20 protein-coding genes are annotated in these 18,704 nt (G+C 72.2%); 12 read left to right on the forward strand and 8 right to left on the reverse strand.

The window, feature by feature from the left end; translation table 11 throughout:
- The first annotated feature begins 35 nt into the window (after positions 1-35).
- Positions 36-680, forward strand: coding sequence for a mycothiol-dependent nitroreductase Rv2466c family protein (locus tag C1N91_RS04680; protein ID WP_394587295.1), 645 nt, complete (start codon positions 36-38; stop codon positions 678-680).
- Positions 681-766: 86 nt separating this feature from the next.
- Here the strand turns inward: C1N91_RS04680 and C1N91_RS04685 are convergent, their stop codons facing one another.
- Positions 767-1,294 (reverse strand): GNAT family N-acetyltransferase, encoded by a 528-nt coding sequence (locus tag C1N91_RS04685; protein ID WP_137766803.1) that lies wholly within the window; start codon positions 1,292-1,294, stop codon positions 767-769.
- Here C1N91_RS04685 and C1N91_RS04690 point away from each other — a divergent pair.
- Genes C1N91_RS04690 through C1N91_RS04700 form a run of 3 tightly spaced genes read left to right on the forward strand, consistent with a single transcriptional unit; the run spans position 1,293 to position 3,393 of the window.
- Positions 1,293-1,946: a helix-turn-helix domain-containing protein gene (locus C1N91_RS04690; protein WP_137766804.1), complete on the forward strand. Its 654-nt coding sequence runs from the start codon at positions 1,293-1,295 to the stop codon at positions 1,944-1,946. The genes C1N91_RS04685 and C1N91_RS04690 overlap by 2 nt on opposite strands.
- 10 nt (positions 1,947-1,956) lie before the next feature.
- A complete protein-coding gene (locus tag C1N91_RS04695) occupies positions 1,957-2,445 on the forward strand; it encodes a ribose-5-phosphate isomerase (protein ID WP_137766805.1) in 489 nt (162 codons plus the stop codon).
- An 18-nt stretch (positions 2,446-2,463) separates the two neighbouring features.
- The gene (locus tag C1N91_RS04700; protein ID WP_137766806.1) at positions 2,464-3,393 is read left to right on the forward strand and encodes an Fpg/Nei family DNA glycosylase; all 930 of its coding nucleotides are present in this window, start codon (positions 2,464-2,466) and stop codon (positions 3,391-3,393) included.
- Positions 3,394-3,402: 9 nt separating this feature from the next.
- On the opposite strand, the gene C1N91_RS04705 is transcribed toward C1N91_RS04700, so the two are convergent.
- Both C1N91_RS04705 and C1N91_RS04710 read right to left on the reverse strand, forming a co-directional pair.
- Entirely contained in the window at positions 3,403-4,887 is a 1,485-nt protein-coding gene (locus C1N91_RS04705) for an amidohydrolase (protein WP_137766807.1), read from the reverse strand.
- On the reverse strand, positions 4,884-5,537 hold the full coding sequence (locus tag C1N91_RS04710) for an FMN-binding negative transcriptional regulator (protein ID WP_137766808.1): 654 nt from the start codon (positions 5,535-5,537) through the stop codon (positions 4,884-4,886). The genes C1N91_RS04705 and C1N91_RS04710 overlap by 4 nt, the downstream gene beginning before the upstream one ends.
- 33 nt (positions 5,538-5,570) lie before the next feature.
- Here C1N91_RS04710 and C1N91_RS04715 point away from each other — a divergent pair, with 33 nt between their 5' ends.
- Positions 5,571-6,977, forward strand: a complete 1,407-nt coding sequence (locus tag C1N91_RS04715; protein ID WP_137766809.1) for a serine hydrolase domain-containing protein — start codon at positions 5,571-5,573, stop codon at positions 6,975-6,977.
- Between the two features lie 47 nt (positions 6,978-7,024).
- On the opposite strand, the gene C1N91_RS04720 is transcribed toward C1N91_RS04715, so the two are convergent.
- Positions 7,025-7,651, reverse strand: coding sequence for a hypothetical protein (locus C1N91_RS04720; RefSeq protein WP_137766810.1), 627 nt, complete (start codon positions 7,649-7,651; stop codon positions 7,025-7,027).
- Positions 7,652-8,144: 493 nt separating this feature from the next.
- Entirely contained in the window at positions 8,145-8,978 is an 834-nt protein-coding gene (locus C1N91_RS04725; RefSeq protein ID WP_137766811.1) for a helix-turn-helix domain-containing protein, read from the reverse strand.
- A gap of 143 nt (positions 8,979-9,121) precedes the next feature.
- On the opposite strand from C1N91_RS04725, the gene C1N91_RS04730 reads away from it, so the two are divergent.
- Genes C1N91_RS04730 through C1N91_RS04740 form a run of 3 tightly spaced genes read left to right on the forward strand, consistent with a single transcriptional unit; the run spans position 9,122 to position 12,327 of the window.
- Positions 9,122-10,690: a sensor histidine kinase gene (locus C1N91_RS04730; RefSeq protein WP_137766812.1), complete on the forward strand. Its 1,569-nt coding sequence runs from the start codon at positions 9,122-9,124 to the stop codon at positions 10,688-10,690.
- A gap of 60 nt (positions 10,691-10,750) precedes the next feature.
- A complete protein-coding gene (locus C1N91_RS04735; RefSeq protein WP_137766813.1) occupies positions 10,751-11,413 on the forward strand; it encodes a response regulator transcription factor in 663 nt (220 codons plus the stop codon).
- Positions 11,414-11,439: 26 nt separating this feature from the next.
- Positions 11,440-12,327, forward strand: coding sequence for an EamA family transporter (locus C1N91_RS04740; RefSeq protein ID WP_137766814.1), 888 nt, complete (start codon positions 11,440-11,442; stop codon positions 12,325-12,327).
- 36 nt (positions 12,328-12,363) lie between these two features.
- Here C1N91_RS04740 and C1N91_RS16605 read toward each other — a convergent pair whose 3' ends face one another.
- The 3 genes from C1N91_RS16605 to C1N91_RS04750 all read right to left on the reverse strand — a co-directional run bounded on the left by C1N91_RS16605 (position 12,364) and on the right by C1N91_RS04750 (position 14,060).
- The gene (locus C1N91_RS16605; RefSeq protein ID WP_175415911.1) at positions 12,364-12,516 is read right to left on the reverse strand and encodes a hypothetical protein; all 153 of its coding nucleotides are present in this window, start codon (positions 12,514-12,516) and stop codon (positions 12,364-12,366) included.
- A gap of 113 nt (positions 12,517-12,629) precedes the next feature.
- Complete coding sequence (locus C1N91_RS04745) at positions 12,630-12,953, reverse strand: hypothetical protein (protein WP_137766815.1); 324 nt, start codon at positions 12,951-12,953, stop codon at positions 12,630-12,632.
- Positions 12,954-13,001: 48 nt separating this feature from the next.
- The gene (locus tag C1N91_RS04750; RefSeq protein WP_137766816.1) at positions 13,002-14,060 is read right to left on the reverse strand and encodes a LacI family DNA-binding transcriptional regulator; all 1,059 of its coding nucleotides are present in this window, start codon (positions 14,058-14,060) and stop codon (positions 13,002-13,004) included.
- Between the two features lie 104 nt (positions 14,061-14,164).
- On the opposite strand from C1N91_RS04750, the gene C1N91_RS04755 reads away from it, so the two are divergent.
- Genes C1N91_RS04755 through C1N91_RS04770 form a run of 4 tightly spaced genes read left to right on the forward strand, consistent with a single transcriptional unit; the run spans position 14,165 to position 18,685 of the window.
- Entirely contained in the window at positions 14,165-15,460 is a 1,296-nt protein-coding gene (locus C1N91_RS04755; protein ID WP_137766817.1) for an ABC transporter substrate-binding protein, read from the forward strand.
- Positions 15,460-16,338, forward strand: coding sequence for a carbohydrate ABC transporter permease (locus C1N91_RS04760; protein WP_137766818.1), 879 nt, complete (start codon positions 15,460-15,462; stop codon positions 16,336-16,338). Before C1N91_RS04755 ends, C1N91_RS04760 begins: the two co-directional genes overlap by 1 nt.
- Positions 16,335-17,330 (forward strand): carbohydrate ABC transporter permease, encoded by a 996-nt coding sequence (locus tag C1N91_RS04765; RefSeq protein ID WP_137766819.1) that lies wholly within the window; start codon positions 16,335-16,337, stop codon positions 17,328-17,330. The genes C1N91_RS04760 and C1N91_RS04765 overlap by 4 nt, the downstream gene beginning before the upstream one ends.
- Entirely contained in the window at positions 17,330-18,685 is a 1,356-nt protein-coding gene (locus C1N91_RS04770; RefSeq protein WP_137766820.1) for a glycoside hydrolase 5 family protein, read from the forward strand. Before C1N91_RS04765 ends, C1N91_RS04770 begins: the two co-directional genes overlap by 1 nt.
- The last annotated feature ends 19 nt before the right edge of the window (positions 18,686-18,704 follow it).

Below are 18,704 nucleotides of genomic sequence, written 5' to 3' on the forward strand. Positions count from 1 at the left end.
GGGATCAGCCTAGCGAGCGCGCGTACGCTCGCAGCGTGACCGAGACGACTGTGGACAACACCGAGACCGCCCGCACCGCCGTGGAGTTCTGGTTCGACCCGAACTGCCCGTGGGCCTGGATGACGAGCCGCTGGGTCGGCGAGGTCGAGCGCCAGCGCCCGATCGACGTGACCTGGCGGGTGATGAGCCTGTTCGTCCTCAACGAGGACCAGGACATCCCGGACGAGTACCGGGAGCGCATCCACAAGGGGCAGGTCTACCCGCGCATCGTCACCGCCGCGCTGCTCCGCCACGGCCAGGAGATCGTCAAGCCGCTGTACGACGCGCTCGGCGAGCACGTCCACCACCGCCAGGAGTCCGACCCCGACCAGGTCGTCCCCGCCGTGCTCCGCGAGCTCGACCTCGACGAGGACCTGCTCGAGTACGCCTGGACCGACGAGGTCGACCAGGCCGTCCGCGCGAGCCACCAGGACGGCATCGACCGGGTCGGCCAGGACGTCGGTACCCCGGTCATCGCGGTCGAGGGCACCGCGTTCTTCGGCCCCGTCATCTCCCCGGCCCCGAAGGGCCAGGAGGCGCTCGACCTGTGGGACGGCGTCGTCGCGGTCGCCAAGTACCCCGGCTTCTTCGAGCTCAAGCGCTCGCGCACGGTCGGCCCGATCTTCGACACGGTCGCGTAGCCCGGCCCGCGTCCTCGACGCGACCGTGGACGGTCTGGAGGCGCGGGGCGGGCCCGCCCTGCGCCTCCAGACCGACACGTGCCGCGTCAGGACAGCGGCAACCGCATCAGCGTCAGGTCCAGCCAGCGGTCGAACTTCCGGCCGACCTCGGGCAGCACCCCGACGGTGGTGAATCCGAGCCGCTCGTGCAGCGCGATCGAGCCGGTGTTCGACGAGCAGATCCCCGCCATCACGACGTGCACGCCCGCAGCACGTGCGTGTGCGACGAGCGCGTCCATCAGGACCGTCGCGATGCCCCGGCCGCGGAACGCCGGCACGACGTACACGCTGTGCTCGACCGTGTGGCGGTAGCCCTGGTGCGGCCGGAAGGCGCTGTAGGTGACGTAGCCGGCGACGGTGCCGTCCACCTCGGCGACCAGCACGGGCAGCCCCGCCGCACGGCGCTCGGCGAGCCAGGCATCGAAGTACTCCCGCGGGTGCGGCTCCTCCTGCCAGATCGCGGTCGAGTGCAGCACGGCGTCGACGTGCAGGGCGTGGACGACGTCCAGGTCGCGCGGCTCGCAGTCCCGGACCGTGACCGGGGACGCCTCATCCGTCGCATATGCTGTCGCCATGTCTCAGATCGTAGACGACAGCGCGGCGGCAGTGGAACCCGGAGTCGAGCACCCGGACGACGCCGACCAGCGCCGCCTGGGGGAGCGGTTGCAGCGACTGCGGACCGAACGCAAGTGGAGCCTGACCGAGCTCGCCGAGGAGTCCGGCGTCTCCCGCGCCATGATCAACCGTGTCGAGCGCGGGGTGTCGAGCCCGACGGCGACGATCCTCGGGCGGCTGTCCGGCGCCTTCGGCCTGACGATCTCGCAGCTCCTCGACGAGGCACTCGAGCACGACGTGCCCAGGGCGACCGATCCCGACCAGGCCAGGGGTGTCCAGCGCGGCGCGACCGCCGACTCCTGGACCGATCCCGAGACCGGGTACCGCCGGCGTCCGGTCTCGAGTGCGGACTTCCCCGCGGACGTGACCGAGGTGCGCCTCCCGGCCGGTGAGCAGGTGGCCTACCCGGCGTCCGCCTACGCGTTCCTGCGGCACTGCATCTGGGTGGTCGACGGCGTGCTCGAGGTCGTCGTCGGCGGGGAGCCGACGCGCCTCGGCGCGGGCGACCGCATCGAGCTCGGCGAACCGGCCGACGTCGTCTACCGGAACCCGGGCACGGAGCCCGTGCGGTACGTCGTGGTGGTGGTCCGGGCCGCGCGGGGCCGGGAATAGGATCGGAGCCATGCGCATCCACCTCGGAACGGACCACGCCGGCCTCGAGTTCACCAAGACCCTCGCCCAGCACCTCACCGAGGCGGGGCACGAGGTCGTCGACCACGGTCCGACCGAGTACGACGCGCTCGACGACTACCCCTCGTTCTGCATCAACGCGGCACACGCGGTCGTGCAGGACCAGCGCGCGGGCGTCCAGGCGCTCGGTGTCGTCTTCGGTGGCTCGGGCAACGGCGAGCAGATCGCCGCGAACAAGGTCGAGGGCATCCGCGCCGCGCTGGTCTGGAACGAGTCGACCGCGCTCCTGGCGCGTCAGCACAACGACGCGAACGTCATCTCGATCGGTGCGCGCCAGCACACCGAGGACGAGGCGATCCACTTCGTCGACCTGTTCATCGCCGAGCCGTTCTCGGGCGAGGAGCGCCACGCACGCCGCATCGCGCAGCTCGCCGAGTACGAGACGACGGGGCACATCGCCGGTCGGCAGATCGACGAGTAGGCCGGGTAGACAGGACCGATGCCAGAGGGTCACTCCGTCCACCGCATCGCGAACCAGTTCTCCCGGCACTTCGTCGGCAAGCGGTGCGAGGTCTCCAGCCCGCAGGGTCGCTTCGCCGCCGGAGCCGCCCGGCTCGACGGCAAGCGCATGGTCGCCGCGCGGGCCGTGGCGAAGCAGATGTTCCTCGAGTTCGAGGACGACCTGTTCCTCCGCGTCCACCTCGGGCTCTACGGTGCGTGGGACTTCGCGGGCGTGATCTCGTCCGCCGAGGCGCTGTCCGAGGACGGCGACGGCGAGGAGTCCCTGTCGTCCATCGGGGCACCGCGACTCGCCCGCTACCGGATGGCCGAGCAGGAGAAGGCCGAGGACCCGATCGAGTCCTTCCCGCCGGACCCCGTCGGCCAGGTGCGCGTGCGCATCCTGACCGAGGACACGGTTGCCGACCTCCGCGGACCGACCGCCTGCGTGGTCGAGGACCCGGCCGGGGTGCAGCGTGCCCTCGACAAGCTCGGACCGGACCCGATCAACGACGACGGCCCGGAGGCCGAGCAGACCTTCGTCGACAACGTCCGGAAGCGCAACGTCGCGATCGGGCAGCTGCTCATGGACCAGGCCGTGGTCGCGGGCATCGGGAACATCTACCGCGCCGAGCTGCTCTTCCGCCAGCGGATCGACCCGTACAAGCCCGGCAAGAAGATCACGGTGAAGCAGGCGAAGGCGCTGTGGCAGGACTGGTCGAAGCTGCTGCACGCCGGGGTCCGTGACGGTCTCATGCTCACGATGGACGACCTGTCCGAGGCCGACCACGCCAAGGCACTCCGTTCGCGGAAGGACCGGCACTGGGTGTACCACCGCCAGGGGGAGCCCTGCCGCGTCTGCGGCACCGAGATCCGGATGGCGGACATGGCCGGGCGCAAGCTCTACTGGTGTCCGAAGGACCAGAAGTAGGGGCGTCCGCTACAGGTCGCGGTGGGTGAACCGCCCCGCGATCGCGGTCCCGAGCACCTCGGTGTGCCGCAGCGCTGCCGAGTCGGCGACCGCCAGCGGGTCCGCGGCGAGCAGCACCAGGTCGGCGACGTCCCCGACGGCCACCCCGACCCGGCCGCCCTCGGTCGATCCGCGCCACGCGGTGAGCGCGGACAACCGTTCCGCAGGTTGCCACGGCGCGCGGCCGTCGCGGTCCCGCCCGACCGCCGCCGCCATCGACACCCACGGATCGAGCGGTGCCACGGGCGCGTCCGACCCGAGCCGGAGCTCCGCCCCGGCCCGGTGCAGCGACCCGAACGGGAAGGCCCGGTCGGTCACGTCCGCCCAGTACCGGTCGGCGATGTCCCGGTCGTCCATCGCGTGCTCGGGCTGCACCGACGCCGCGACGCCGAGCCGGGCGAACCGGTCGACGTCGGTGTCGACGAGCAGCTGCGCGTGCTCGATGCTGCCCCGGGCACCGACGGCCTCGAACACGTCGAGCGCCAGGGTGTTCGCCCGGTCGCCGATCGCGTGCACGGCCGGTACGAGCCCGGCGTCGACCGCGCGCCGGACCATCGCCACGAGGTCCGCGAACGGGTACGCGAGCACGCCCTCACCCGACGTCATCGCGGCGGTGCGCGTACCGAGCGAGCCGTCGGTGATCACCTTGAACGGGCCCATCCGGACCAGCCCGCGGGTGCCGTCCACGACGTCGCCGGTGCGCAGGCCACGGGCGATCGCCACGTCGAGCTCGCCCGGGTACACGCCGGAGTCGACCCGCAGGCCGTCGGTCCCAGCGTGCACCCGCCGGGTCCAGCGGTCGAGGCCGAAGACCATCTCGAGGTCGACGACGCGGGTCACACCGCGGGCCGCCGCCGCGTCGACCGCCTCGGCCACCCAGCCGTCGAGCACGTCGTCCGGCACCCGCGACAGCACCGCGGTCACGTCGAAGGCGTCCTGCTCGCGCAGCACCCCGTCGTCGCCGGCGTCGAGCGGCCGTCCGAGGAGCGCCGAGCAGTGGGCGAGCGCGAGGGCGTTGCACCAGACGGCGTGCAGGTCGGCGCTGATGACGACGACCGGGAGGCCCGGTGCGGCCCCGTCGAGCAGCTCGCGTCGTGCAGGGCGGGGCCAGGTGCCGTCGCGGTAGCCGTGACCGACGAGCACCAGGTCCGCCACCCCGGTGCGCGCGACCGCGGCGAGCGCGTCGGCGGTCGCCTCCGCCGACGTGCAGGCGGAGACGTCGACGCGTCGGCGGACGAGGGCCCACTGGTCGAAGTGCACGTGGTGGTCGACGAGCCCGGGACCCAGCCACGCGCCGTCGGTCTCGACGACGTCGACGTCGGCGTCGGCGCCCGGGGCCGGGTCCAGGGTGCCGGCGGGGGCGACCGCCTCGATGCGGCCGCCGACGACGCGGACGTCGCACGGAGCGCCGGAGGTGCCCACCCGGCGGACGGTGCGGAGCAGGAGGTCGGTCACGATGCCTCCCGACCGACCGTGCGGGCCACCTGCGCGCGCTCGACGGCGTCGGCGAGCGCCGGCGACGCGTAGGGGCCGTCGCCGCGGAGCCCCGCGACGATCCGCTCGACGACCTCGGGGGCCTTGTTCTGCGAGAGCTTGGCGCGGGCGTCGAACCGGGCGACCCGGATGCGGATGCCGACGGTGCCCTTCGCCATGCGCCGTGCCGTGTCCTCGTCGACCTCGAGGGACACGGGCTCCTGCATGACCCGCTCGAAGTGGTCGACCAGCTCGCCGAGCACGCGGAAGTTCTCGTCGTCGGACAGGATCTCCGGCGTCCCCCAGCAGTGCGCCGTCACGTGGTTCCAGGTCGGGACGAACTGCTCCGGCGGGTACCAGGCTGGGGAGACGTACCCGTGCGGACCCTGGAACACCACGAGGACCTCGTGCTGCCCGAGCTCGTGTGCGACCTCGTCCGGCCGGCCGACGTGCGACACGAGGACGATCTGGTCGGGGTCGTCGTCCGGCCCGGGTGCCTCGAGCAGGAACGGGTAGTGCGAGGCGACGAGCCCCGCGGCGGTGTGCGACACGATCGTGGCCCACGGGTGCCCGTCGATCAGGCGTCGCACCTCGTCGACGTCGGTCATGAGGAAGTGGGGTGTGTGCCGCATGCGACGAGCGTGGCACATGCCAGGCTGGTCGGCATGGAGAAGCGCGCCGCGTACGAGTCCGTCCTGCCCTACGTCCGTGAGTGGATCGACTACAAGGTGTGGCAGCTCCGGCTCCCGGGCGTGCAGGTCGCGATCGGCTTCGAGGACGAGGTGCTGTTCTCCGAGGCGTGGGGGTACGCCGACGTCGAGGCCGGGCGCCGCCTGACGACCACGGACCTGTTCCGGATCGCGTCGCACTCGAAGACGTTCACCGCGACCGCGCTGCTGCAGCTCGCCGACGCCGGGGCGCTGCGGCTCGACGACACCGTCGGGTCGTTCGTCCCCGCCCTGGTCGAGGCCGGGTCGCCGATCGCCGACGCGACCGTCCGCGAGCTGATGGAGATGGGGGCCGGGGTCGTCCGCGACGGTGCCGACGGCGACCACTGGGCGCTCGACCACCCGTTCCCGGACGCCGACCAGCTCGTCGCGCTCGTGGTCGAGGGTGGCGCGAAGGTACCCGTCGGCTCGGCCTTCAACTACTCGAACCTCGGCTACGGCCTGCTCGGACTCGTGATCGAGGCCGTAACCGGCACGACCTACGCCGAGCACGTCCGGAGCGCGATCGTCGAGCCGCTCGGCCTGACGGGGACCGGGCCGGAGTTCGACCCGGCCCGCGAGGGCGAGTTCGTCGTCGGCTACACGAGTCTGCACGCCGCCCGCACCCGCCAGCGCGTCCCACACGTCACGACCGGGGCCCTCGCCGCGGCGACGGGGTTCCACGGCACCGCGTCCGACCTCGTCCGGTACTTCTCGGCGCACGTGCCCGGCCGGGGCTCGTTGCTGTCCGACCACGCGAAGCGCCTGGCGCAGCGGAAGGCCTGGAGCGCGCTGGACACCGACCCGGCAGCGCGCGGCTACGGTGCGGGGTTCATCGTCGACCGGATCGGCGGGCGCGAGGTGCGCGGCCACTCCGGCGGCTTCCCCGGCCAGATCACCCAGACGGTGTTCGACCCGGCGTCGTCGCTCGTCGTGTCCGTCCTGACGAGCAGTGCGACCGGTCCCGCGGGCATGCTCGCCACGGGCATCGTGCACCTGCTCGACGCCGCGGCCGACGAGCAGGCTCCCGGTCCCGAGCTGCCCGAGGGCGTCGACACCAGCCGGTACACGGGACGGTTCACGACCTTCGAGGGCATCACCGACGTCGCTCGGGTCGGGGCCCGGCTGCTCGCGATCGATCCGACGCAGCCGGTGCCGACCGAGTCGCCGGTGCGCCTCCGGGTCGTCGACGAGGACACGCTCGTGATGGCCGCGGGCAACCGCTTCGGCTCGGTGGACGAGCGGATCACCTACACGCGCGACGACTCCGGCCGGGCGGTCTCGTTCCGCGGTGACAGCGGCATGACGCACCGTCCGTGGTCGGTGCCCGAGGAGACGCCGGAGGTCGCCGCCGCCCTGGTCTGACCGGGACGGCACGCGCTCGGGCGCAGGTCGCGCGGCGCGGTCCCGTCTCAGCGCACCTCGGCCGTCTCGCGGAGGTGCCGGACGCCGCGGCCGATCCCCGTCCAGACCGGCCGCGCGACCAGGACGACCGCGACGAGGTAGGCGGCCGCCTGGAACGCGTTCGGCGCAGCGAACCAGGTGAGGAGCACGGCCTGCGAGTCCGTTCCGAGCGGCACACTGGACGTGGCGAGCAGGGCGACGAACCACAGCGCGGCGAGCGCGGCCAGGACCAGCCCGAGAGCCCGGTGTGCCGACGGTGCCTGCTCCGACCGCTCCTGGCCCGGCCGCTCCTGTCCAGGGCGGTGTGCTCGACGGGCCAGGACGCCCGCGGCGAGCAGCGCAGCCTGGGCGACCGCCACGAGCACGACGACGAACACCCCGGGGACGAACCACGACACCGCGAGGGCGAGTGCCGACAGGGCGACGGCCGACCGCACGGGGGCGCGCCATCGGACCCCCAGCCCCAGCACGACCAGCGCGGCGACCCCGGACACCGCGGCGCCGACCACCAGCGCCCGTACGGAGACGTCCACCGGTGAGACCGGCAGCGCGCGCGACGCTCCGGCGAGTGCGGGGAGCAGGGCTGCGAGCACTGCGCCGCCCACGGCGAGACCTTCCTGAGTGCGACTCTGCATGTGAAACACCGTACGCCGAGCGGCTGTCGTTGTCGACCGTCGACCGGCGCCGGCGACCGTCGCTGCTCGTACCCCTCCCGTCGGTCTTCCGGTGCCCGGCGGGAGCTCCGGAGATGCCGTCCCATCGCGGAGGCCGAGGCAGATCTCGGTTCCCGCCGTGACGATCGCGGTGCACGGATCCCGATGTCCGAGCACCGGGATCGTCACGGCACGGAGTGATCGTGCTGATCCGCCGCCCGTGTTGGTCCGCCGCCCGTGTCGGTCCGCCGCCGTGGTGTTCCGGGTGGCTGGGCGTGGCGGGCGATTGACGGCGCGGCCGCGCGGCACCGAACCCGTCGTGGTGTTCCGGGTGGCTGGGCGTGTCGGGCGATCGACGGCGCGGCCGCGCGGCACCGAACCCGCCGTGGCATGCATGCTCGCGTTCGTCCGTCGGGTTCGGTGCCCTCCGTGACGATCTCGGTGCACGACTGTCGGCTCGCGCGCACCGGGATCGTCACGACGCGAGGGGATCGAGCGCATCCGCCGTGATCGGCGGGCGTGCGCGGGCGAGTGCTCGGCGGAGCGACCCGACACCGGCGAAGGCGAAACGGTGCGCGACCTCGTGCTCGTCCGCGCCGTCGAGGAGCGCCTGTCTGACCTGTAGCGAGCGGTACCAGCGTCGGAGCTCGTCCGGGGTCCGGCCCGTGCTCTCGCGGAACCGACGCTCGGCCGTACGACGAGAGCACCGCATCGTCGCCGACACGACGTCGCCGGTCGTCCGACTCGGCTCGGCCGCGAACAACGTGTCGATGCACCGCGCGATGCTGCCGTCCGCGAGAAACGGCGGCTGCTCGTCGCGCAGCACCGTCAGCACGATCGTGCGCGCCAGTGCGTCGCGGTGCGCGGACGCTCGACGGGCAGCGGTCAGGGAGTCGAGGTGCCCGAGGGTGCGGAGCACGTCGTCCGACAGCGCGTCGCGGGGCCGGGTGCGCAGGACGTCCGGCAGGTCGAGTGCCTCCGCAGCGAGGGTGCCGAAGCGTGCGGTGCCGAGGTGGACGCCCGTCGCGTCGAAGGGGTCGGTCGGCGAGCCGTCGGGTGGCTCGTGGCGGTCCGGGCTCGTGCCGATCGCGATCGGGGCCGCGGCGCGCACGAGCAGGGCGCTGCCGGCGCGGACCACCTCGTGGTCGGGCCCTGACCACACCCACACGGTCGTCGCCCGCGATGCGACCCACACGTACCCGTCGCTGGGCCCGAGGTCGAGGGTCCAGTCCGGCGTCGCGGAGACGATCGCGCGGCCGTCCCGGACATCGAGTCCGACCGTGTCGAGCAGGCAGGCGAGCGCATCCACGAGGCCACCGTGTCACCTCCGGGGTCGCCTTCGGGACAGCGCCGGAGGAACTGTGGAGGGCGATCGGGGGTGGGGACAACCCCACCCCCGATCCGGGAGACGGCAGGATGGGACGCGGGGACGGGCTCCGAGAGGCTGGACCCATGACCGACACCGACCGCCTCGACCAGGCCCAGACCGTCCCGCTGGACGACCACGCCGCCGATCGCGCACAGACCGTCCCGCTCGACGGTGCCGTGCCCCAGGGAGCCACGAAGCCGATGCCCGAGCAGCCCCGCACGCCCGCCTCCGGCCCGTCAGGGGCGTCGTCGGGCTGGAGCGCCACGCCGACGCCGGGCGCACCGGCGACGGGCGCGCCCGCGGCGGGCGCGCCGACGAGCGGCGGCACGGGCTCCGGCATGACCGCCGGCCGGTTCTACCGCGAGGCCTGGCGCCGCCTGCCGCGCGACTTCGGGTACATGGCGCTGACGGCCGTGCTCCTCTGCACGCTCTACGCGGCGTTCCCCGCGGCGCTGTTCGGACGGGGTCTGCGGGACCTGTTCAACCCGTTCGTGCTCCTCATGTTCTTCATCGCGCTGTTCGTGGCGCGGTGGCTCGGCCAGTTCGAGAAGCTCCGCATCGGGTGGGCCGACCCCCGGCCGATCCGCCCCGTGGACTGGACGCCCCGGTGGCAGCAGAACTGGTGGACGCGCACCGGGTCCGCGGTGGCGAACCCGCACTACTGGCTGTACCTGCTGCACGCCGCCGTGGTCTACCCGCTCGCGTCCCTGGTGACCGTGGGTGCCGGCGTCGTGCTCCTCGCCGGGTTCGCCTGGCCGTTCGTCGTCGCGGTCGCGTGGGGCTTCCTCGGCGTGGGCGGCATGTACCTGCCCAGTTCCGACAGCGGCGCACTGCTCGCGATCGGACTCCTCGGCCTGCTGTCGATGGCCGCGTCGGTGGCGCTCCTGCCGCTCTGGGCGCGCGGTGCCGTCCTCGCGCACTACTGGATCGACCTCGGCCTGCTCGGCGGCTTCCGTGCCGAGCAGCTCGAGCAGCGCGTCGCCGGGCTGCAGGCATCCCGTGCCGGTGCCGTGACCGCCGAGGGCCAGGCGCTCCGCCAGATCGAGCGCGACCTGCACGACGGCCCGCAGCAGCGCCTCGTGCGCCTGCGGATGGACCTCGCGGCCGCCGAACGCGCCCTCGACCGCGACCCGGAGAAGGCGAAGCAGCTGATCGGCGAGGCGACCGAGCACGCCCAGGACGCCCTCGACGAACTGCGGGCCCTGTCCCGGGGCTTCGCACCGCCGATCCTGCTCGACCGCGGTCTCGTCGCCGCGCTCGAGGCCCTGGTCGCCCGCACGCCGATCCCCGTCGGGCTCGACGTCCGCCTGCCCGAGGGACTCGAGCTCGCGACCGAGATCCAGCGCAACGTGTACTTCACCGTGAGCGAGCTGCTGACGAACACCACGAAGCACGCCGGTGCCTCGACGGCCGGCGTGTACCTCGGCCTCATCGTCGACGCCTCGGGACTCTGGTACCTGACGGTCAGCGTCACCGACGACGGCCGCGGCGGCGCACGACCGCAGGAGGGCCACGGCATCGAGGGCCTGATGGGCCGCATGCGTGCCCTGGACGGCGAACTCGTCGTGAACAGCCCCGAGGGCGGGCCGACCGAGGCCACCGCCCGGATCCCGCTCGGCGCCCTGAACGGCGTCCCCGTCGCCCGCGGGTGACGACACCGGGAGCGGTCGGACGCCCCGTCCGGCGCGACCGCTCCCACTAGGCTGGTCGGCATGAGCGACGGCCCGGGTGCAGCACGCATCCGGGCCGTCGTCGTCGACGACGCCGTGCTCCTGCGCGAGGGGCTCGCCCGCGTGCTCGACGAGGCCGGCATCGACGTCGTCGGCCAGTACGCCGACGCCGACTCGTTCCTCGCCACGCTGCCGCACCACGCCCCGGACGTGGTCGTGATGGACGTCCGGATGCCGCCGACCTTCACCGACGAGGGCGTCCGCGCCGCCGTCGAGACCCGCCGCGTCGCACCCTGCACCGGGGTCCTGCTGCTGTCGCAGTACGTCGAGGCCACGTACGCCGAGGACGTCCTGGCCGCCGGGGCGACGGGCATCGGGTACCTGCTCAAGGACCGCGTGACCCGGCTCGAGGAGATCGACGACGCCGTCCGCCGCATCGCCGCCGGCGGCACCGTGCTCGACCCCGAGGTCGTCACGCAGCTGATGGGCCGTCGTCGGGACCCGCTCGCCGCCCTGACGCCCCGCGAGCGCGAGGTCCTCGGGCTGATGGCCGAGGGCCGCACGAACGCCGCGATCGCCCGCGCGCTCGTGATCGGCACCGGTGCGGTCGAGAAGCACGTGTCGAGCATCTTCGGCAAGCTCGCCCTCGAGGACACCGGCGAGGACCACCGCCGTGTCCTCGCCGTGCTCGCCTACCTCGGCTGACGACGAGCGCACGTGGCGACCACATCGTGACCCGGGTCCCCGCGCCGCTCCTGGCGCTCACCGCGATGCTCTCCGTGCAGATCGGCGCCGCGCTCGCGAAGACCCGCTTCGACGAGGTCGGGTCCGTCGGCGCCGCCGCGCTCCGGCTCGTCATCGGCGCGCTCGTCCTCGTGCTCGTCGTCCGCCCGCGCGTCCGGCACTGGACCCGTGCGCAGTGGACGGCCGCGGTGCTGCTCGGCCTGGCGCTCGGCGGGATGAACGTCTTCATCTACGTGGCCTTCGCCAGCATCCCGATCGGGGTCGCCGTGACGATCGAGTTCCTCGGGCCGCTCGCCCTGTCGCTCGCGCACACCCGCCGCTGGCGGGACGTGACCTGGGCGGCTCTCGCGCTCGCCGGGGTCGTCCTGCTCGGTGTCGGTCCGGCCGCGGTCACCGCCGTCGGGGGCGTCGTCGCCGCGATCGCCGCCGCCGCGTGCTGGGCGGGCTACATCGTCATGAACCGACGCGTCGGCGCGGCGATCCCCGGGGTCGACGGGCTCGCGGTGTCGATGGTCGTCGCGATGCTCGTGTCCCTGCCGACCGGGCTGCGTCCGGCGGTCGCGGGCGTGGCGCAGGACCCGTCGCTGCTGCTCGTGTTCGCGGGCGTCGCCCTGCTGTCGACCGTGCTGCCCTACGCCCTCGAGATGCTCGCCCTCCGTCGGATGCCGACGCGGGTGTTCGGGGTGCTGCAGAGCCTCGGTCCGGCGATCGCGGCCCTCGCGGGCCTGGTGGTCCTGCACGAGGGGCTGGCGACGCAGGAGGTCGTCGCCCTCGCGTGCGTGAGCGTCGCGAGCATCGGGGTCACCCTGTCGGCGCGACGCGGTCGCGCGCGACCGGATGCGGGTCGGACGGGAGGCGCGGGGCAGGTTCCCTGACGTCGGGGACGTCCGTCGTGCCTCCCGGCCGGCCGCCTACTCGGCGCGCAGGAAGTCTGCGTACGTGGGTTCGGTCTGCACACCCGACAACAGGGCCGGGTCGTTGACCCGACGCTCGACGTAGGCCGCGATGACCTCCGGCGGGGTGAGCACGTGGGCGACCCAGGACGGCACCTCGTTCTTCTTCATCGTGCCTCCTTCCATCGGGTCGTGTCTTCGGGTCGTGGCAGGCGAACTTCTCGATGATCGAGTAGTTCGTCGAACCGGCGTGTGGGGAACGATCCTCGGGATCGGGCTGGAAGTCAATGCGGTGCGTTCCCCGGATGCCGATCTGCGCGGTCGGCCCGCAGCGTGCGGTGCTTCACGGCGGACCGCCAGACCCAGGCATCGGCCTGCTGACCGAACTGCGCCCACTCGACGAGCACGGCGTCACGGGTCCAGCTCTTCGCGAAGCCCTTCACGCGGATGTGGAACGTGGGGAACTGGACCCAGGCCCACACGGGGGCGGGTGTGACGGCGTGGCAGACGTCGGGCCCGCGGGCGTCCTCGGACAGGGAGTACGCGCGCGGGCGTTCGACCTCCGGGTGTTCCGGGGGCTGCCACCGGTTCTCGCGACGCCGTCCCACGGCGCTATTCGAACGTGTGTTCGAACCGTCGTCAAGTCCGGCGTGCAGTCAGTGCGCCCGGCGGCCCCGCGGTGGGCGTGTCGAGACTCGCCCGGTGGAGTCGCGCACGCTGAGCGTCAGTGCGGGTCCGGGGCGTGACGGCAGCACCGCGCCGACGTCGATCTGCTCGCGCAGGAGCACGGCCGCGCGCTGCCCGAGCTCGACGGTGTCGCGGGTCAGGGACGTGATCGTCGGCCGCACCAACCGGACCATCGCCGAGTCGTCGAACGACACCAGCGACACCGCGCCGGGGACCGCGACGCCCATCTCGCTCGCGACGCCGAGGCCCGCGACGGCCAGCACGTCGTTGTCGTACACGATCGCGGTCGGCCGGTCGGGCCCCGACAGGAGCGTCCGTGTCGCGCGGGCGCCGGCCTCGGCGGAGTAGTCCGTCGGGACGGTGATCGGCTGCTCGAGCCCCTCGGCCTCGGTGAAGGTCCGGACGCGGGCGGTGCGCATCGCCGTGTGCTCGAACTCGGGTGGCCCGGCCACGTGGGCGAGCCGCCGGTGACCGAGCGCGTGCAGGTAGCGCAGGACGGTCTCCGTGGCGTCGGAGTCGTCGATCCAGACGCTCGGTGCCGTTCCCTCCGGTGACGGGTGGGACCCGACGATGACGGCCGGCATCCCGAGCTCGGCGAGCAGGGACAGTCGGTCGTCGTGCCGACGCGGGTCGATCACGACGACGCCGTCGACCCGGTGCCCGCGCCACCAGTCCCGGTAGGTCTGCAGTTCCTCCTCGGCATCGCGCGCCACGAGCAGGGTCATGCCGACGTGCGTGCCTGCGAGGCCGAGCTGGATGCCGGAGATCAGGTCACCGAAGAACGACTCCGTGCCGAGGGTCCGTGCCGGTCGGTTCAGCACGAACCCGATCGAGCCCGCCCGGGCGCCGCCGAGGGCGCGTGCCGCGGTGTGCGGTTGCCAGTCGAGCTCGCGGGCGATCTCCTGGATCCGTCGACGGGTCTCGGGGGAGACCCCCGGTCGGTCGTTGAGCGCGAACGACACCGCGCTGATGGAGACCCCGGCGCGTGCGGCGATGTCGGCGATGGTCGTCCGACGGTGTGGTTGCACGGGGTTGACTATAACGCTTTAGTCCAGCACAGTGGCACGCAACCCCGGTTGCAGCACACGTCAGCTGAACCGCTTGAGCAGGATGACGAAGGAGTCACAACGCCATGAGGACCACACCACGACCGACGAGGGGCCGCGCGGCAGCGCTGCTCGCGACCGCAGCTGCCACCGCCCTCGTCCTGACCGGCTGCTCGAGCGGCAGCAGCGGCGCGACCGGCGGGGGGAACGGCAAGGTCGAGGGCACCATCACCCTGCAGACCTGGGCGCTCACGCCGACCTACACGGACTACCTGCAGGGCGTCATCGACGGCTTCGAGAAGGAGCACCCGGACGCGAAGGTGAAGCTGCAGGACCAGCCGGGCGACGGCTACGCGGACAAGGTGCTCAGCCAGGCGTCGTCGAACTCGCTGCCCGACGTGATCAACCTGCCGCCGGACATCGCCCTGCCGCTCGCGAAGCGCGGGTTCCTGCAGGACGTGTCGAAGGACGACAGCGGGCTCGCGAAGACGTACGTCGCCGGCGCGCTCGACTCGTACAAGTACAAGGGACTCGACGGCACCTACGGCTACCCCTGGTACCTCAACACCGACGTCGACTACTGGAACAGCGACATGTTCGCGAAGTGCGGGCTCGACGCGAACGACCCGCCGAAGACCACCGACGAGCTGTTCACGCAGGCGAAGACCATGCACGAGAACTGCCCCGACGACTACCTGATGAGCCGGAAGCCCGGCCTCGGCGACTTCACCCTCGCCGGCGTGAAGGTGCTCAACGCCGACGGCACGGAGTTCACCTTCGCCGACTCGTCGAAGGCCGCCGACCTGATCGACCGCTACAAGACCGCCTACCAGGACGGCTACATGCCCTCGAACGTCCTGAACAGCGACTACCTCGGCAACTCCACGCTCTTCACGCAGGGCAAGGTCGCCTGGACCACCGGTGGCGCCACGAGCCTCGCCGACTTCGAGAAGAACAACCCCTCCCTGAAGGGCAAGGTCACGGTCAGCCCGGCGCTGGACACCCCGCCGCTCTACGTGCAGGGCCTGTCGGTGTCCAGCAAGTCGAAGCACCTCGCCACCGCCGAGGCGTTCGCGCAGTACATGACGAACGCGGAGAACCAGGAGGCGTTCGCCCACCAGGTGAACATCTTCCCGTCGACCGTCTCGTCGCAGTCCGACCCGTACTTCTCGAAGGACGACGGCACCGTGAACGGCAAGGCCCGCGTGCTCGCGAACGAGGCGCTCAAGGAGGCGAAGGTCCTCAACCCGGTGGAGGCGAACTCCGCGATGACGGACTTCCTCGACCAGCAGATCGCCCTCGCCATGAAGGGGCAGGTCTCGCCGGAGAAGGCCCTGCAGACCGCGCAGGACAAGATGAACTCGCTCTTGGCCAACGGCTGATGCGCGCCAACCGCTGGTTCACGCCCTGGCTGCTCGTCCTGCCGGCACTCGTCTGGCTCCTCGCGTTCAGCCTCTGGCCGTCGATCAACACCGTCCGGTTGTCGTTCACGAACGCCAGCCCGCTCGGGGGCGTGAGCCAGTGGGTCGGCGTCCGGAACTTCCAGACGCTGCTCGGCGACCCGCAGGTGTGGGAGGCGCTCCTCAACAGCGTCATCTACATGGCGGTCTGCCTGCCGCTGCTCACCATCGGCCCGCTGCTCATCGCCGTGCTCGTGCAGCAGAAGCTCCCCGGCATCGCGTTCTTCCGCACCGCGTACTACACGCCGGTGATCGCCAGCGCGGTGGTCGTCGGACTCATCTGGACGTGGATCCTCGACGACCGCGGCGTCGTCAACGAGATGGCGCAGGCGCTCGGCATCGTGCAGGGCGCCGTCCCGTTCCTCACCGACCGGTGGCTGCTGCTCTTCAGCGCGATCAGCCTGACGGTCTGGAAGGGCCTCGGGTACTACATGATCATCTTCCTCGCTGCGCTCGGGAACGTCGGGAAGGACCTGCACGAGGCCGCGGCGCTCGACGGCGCCGGAGCGGTTCGTCGGTTCTGGTCGGTCACCATGCCGGGCGTGCGCGGCACCATGACACTCGTCGGGATCCTGGTGTGCGTCAGCGCGCTTCGCGTGTTCAGCGAGCTCTACATCCTCACCAACGGCACCGGCGGACCCGGCGGGCAGGACAACTCACTCGTCATGCTCATCCAGCAGTACGCCCGCGGCTTCACCGGCAACCTCGGCTACGCGTCCGCGCTCAGCCTGCTGCTCTTCGTGGTGACGCTGGTGCCGATGCTCGCCCTGGCGCGCATGAACAGCAAGGCGGACAAGTGACGAACACGACCGACACCACCGAACCGGTCATCGGGGGCGCCGCCGGCGTCGCCGCACCCACACCGGACGTGACCGGCGCGACGGACGCCGGACGGGCCTCCCGGCCGAACGGACGGGACGGACGAGACGGACGGGACGGACGCAAGCGCCGCCGCCGCGTCTGGGGCGTCATGTCCACCCGCGAGAAGGTCGTCCGGTACGTCCTGCTCGTCGTGGTCCTCTTCATCACGATCGGCCCGTTCCTCTGGCAGCTGTCCACGTCGCTCAAGGGCGCCGGCGAGGACATCTACACCGCGAACCCGTCGTTCATCCCGACCGAGCCGACCATCGAGAACTACCTCAAGGTCGCGGCGGCCATCCCGGTGTGGCGGTACATCGGCAATTCGCTGCTCGTCGCGGCGATCGACGTGTTCGGCAACATCGTGTTCGCGACCCTCGCCGGGTTCGCCCTCGCCCGCCTGCAGTGGCGCTTCCGCAAGGTCGTGCTCGGGCTGTTCCTCGCCACCCTGGTGCTGCCGGGCGAGGCGACGATCATCAGCCAGTTCGTGACGATCAAGGACCTCGGCCTCGCCGACAACCTGGTCGGTGTCGCACTGCCCGGCATGATCGCCGCGCTCAACGTCCTGCTCATGTTCAACGCCTTCCGGCAGATCCCCGAGGAGATCGACCAGGCGGCGGTCGTCGACGGTGCGAACGCGGTACAGCGGCTTCGCTACATCTCGCTGCCCGCCGTGCAGGGCACCATAGCCGTCATCGCGATCTTCTCCTTCATCGGCGCGTGGGACGACTTCCTCTGGCCGCTCATCGTCCTGCAGTCGCCGGAGAACCTCACCCTGACGGTCGGGCTGCAGTACCTGCAGGGCACGTTCGCCACCGACCAACGGATGATCGCGGCCGGCACGATGATCGCGTTCATCCCGATCGCCGTGATCTTCGCCGTCCTGCAGCGCTTCTTCTTCAAGGGCGTCGAAGAGGGCGGGGTGAAGGGCTGATGCGCTTCGGTGTCAACCACACCCCGTCGGTCGGCTGGTTCCACTCGTGGCTCGACTTCTCGCCGTCGGACACCGCGCGCGACATGGAGCAGATCGCGTCGCTCGGTGCCGACCACGTGCGGGTCTTCCCACTGTGGCCGGTCGTCCAGCCGAACCGGACGCTCATCCGGCGGGCCGCCCTCGACGACGTCGCGACCGTGGTCGACATCGCCGGGTCGTTCGGTCTCGACGTCAACGTCGACGCGCTGCAAGGGCACCTGTCGAGCTTCGACTTCGTGCCGTCGTGGCTCGACAGCTGGCACCGGCGGAACATGTTCACCGACCCGGAGGTGGTCGCCTCGACGGCGGCCTACGTCGAGGCGCTCGCCGCGGCGGTCGCCGACAAGCCCAACCTGCTCGGCATCTCGATCGGCAACGAGGTCAACCAGTTCGCGCACGCACCGCACCCCGCTCCGCACGACACCACGGCGGCGCAAGGACACGCATGGGCGGCGGCGATGGTCGCGGCCGCCCGGCGTGGACTGTCGGCCGGCCGGGAGGCACGCAGTACCTCCGCCCAGACGGTCGCCACCGGTGCCGGGTCGCGTCCGACCCCGCTGGTCACCGTCGCGCAGTACGACGCGGCCTGGTACGACGACGCGCAGCCGTTCGGTCCCGAGCATGCGGCGGACCACGGTGACGCCACGGTCACGCACTCGTGGGTGTTCAACGGGGCCGCGGCCCTGCACGGTGCACTCGGCGCCGGGTCGGTGCGGCACGGGGAGTACCTGCTCCAGCTCGCCGCGGCCTGGAACCGTGCGCCCGCTCGGCCGAACTGGCTGCAGGAGGTCGGCGCGCCGACGAACGTCGTCGACCCGGCCGACGCCGCGGCGTTCACCGAGCGGACCATCCGGCACGTCGCCGGCGCCCAGGACCTGCTCGGGGTGACCTGGTGGTGCTCGCACGACGTCTCCCGGACGCTCGCGGACTTCCCCGAGCTCGAGTACGACCTCGGGCTGTTCACCAACGACGGACGGCTGAAGCCCGCGGGGGAGGCGTTCGCCGCCCTCGCCCGGTCCGGTCTGCCCGCACCCGCGGCACCGCCGTCCACCGCGGTCGTGCTGGACGACGTGCTGCCCGACGGCTCACCCCGGTACGGCGTCCGTGCCGACTGTGCCCCCGGTGGCCGGTTCGCCGCCGCGTGGCTCGCCTGCGCCGAGTCCTCGGCGGACGGCCGCGGACCCCAGGTCGTCCTGCGTTCCCGACTGTCCGACACCGCGCACACCGTGGCCCGGGGCATCAGGAGCACCGTGGAGGTGCCCGACGACCTCGCCGGCACCGCGCTCTCGGTCGCGCACCCCGCGACCATGCCCTGACGCTCCTGTCCCACCCGAC

The organism is Curtobacterium sp. SGAir0471, assembly GCF_005490985.1.
In the GTDB taxonomy this organism is placed as follows: Bacteria; Actinomycetota; Actinomycetes; order Actinomycetales; family Microbacteriaceae; genus Curtobacterium.

Bases quoted from the DNA above. Each gene is read 5' to 3' on its own strand.
- C1N91_RS04690 (WP_137766804.1), top strand. From the start codon at position 1,293: ATGTCTCAGATCGTAGACGACAGCGCGGCGGCAGTGGAACCCGGAGTC.
- C1N91_RS04685 (WP_137766803.1), bottom strand. From the start codon at position 1,294: ATGGCGACAGCATATGCGACGGATGAGGCGTCCCCGGTCACGGTCCGG.
- C1N91_RS04695 (WP_137766805.1), top strand. From the start codon at position 1,957: ATGCGCATCCACCTCGGAACGGACCACGCCGGCCTCGAGTTCACCAAG.
- C1N91_RS04700 (WP_137766806.1), top strand. From the start codon at position 2,464: ATGCCAGAGGGTCACTCCGTCCACCGCATCGCGAACCAGTTCTCCCGG.
- C1N91_RS04710 (WP_137766808.1), bottom strand. From the start codon at position 5,537: ATGCGGCACACACCCCACTTCCTCATGACCGACGTCGACGAGGTGCGA.
- C1N91_RS04715 (WP_137766809.1), top strand. From the start codon at position 5,571: ATGGAGAAGCGCGCCGCGTACGAGTCCGTCCTGCCCTACGTCCGTGAG.
- C1N91_RS04720 (WP_137766810.1), bottom strand. From the start codon at position 7,651: ATGCAGAGTCGCACTCAGGAAGGTCTCGCCGTGGGCGGCGCAGTGCTC.
- C1N91_RS04730 (WP_137766812.1), top strand. From the start codon at position 9,122: ATGACCGACACCGACCGCCTCGACCAGGCCCAGACCGTCCCGCTGGAC.
- C1N91_RS04735 (WP_137766813.1), top strand. From the start codon at position 10,751: ATGAGCGACGGCCCGGGTGCAGCACGCATCCGGGCCGTCGTCGTCGAC.
- C1N91_RS16605 (WP_175415911.1), bottom strand. From the start codon at position 12,516: ATGAAGAAGAACGAGGTGCCGTCCTGGGTCGCCCACGTGCTCACCCCG.
- C1N91_RS04755 (WP_137766817.1), top strand. From the start codon at position 14,165: ATGAGGACCACACCACGACCGACGAGGGGCCGCGCGGCAGCGCTGCTC.
- C1N91_RS04760 (WP_137766818.1), top strand. From the start codon at position 15,460: ATGCGCGCCAACCGCTGGTTCACGCCCTGGCTGCTCGTCCTGCCGGCA.
- C1N91_RS04770 (WP_137766820.1), top strand. From the start codon at position 17,330: ATGCGCTTCGGTGTCAACCACACCCCGTCGGTCGGCTGGTTCCACTCG.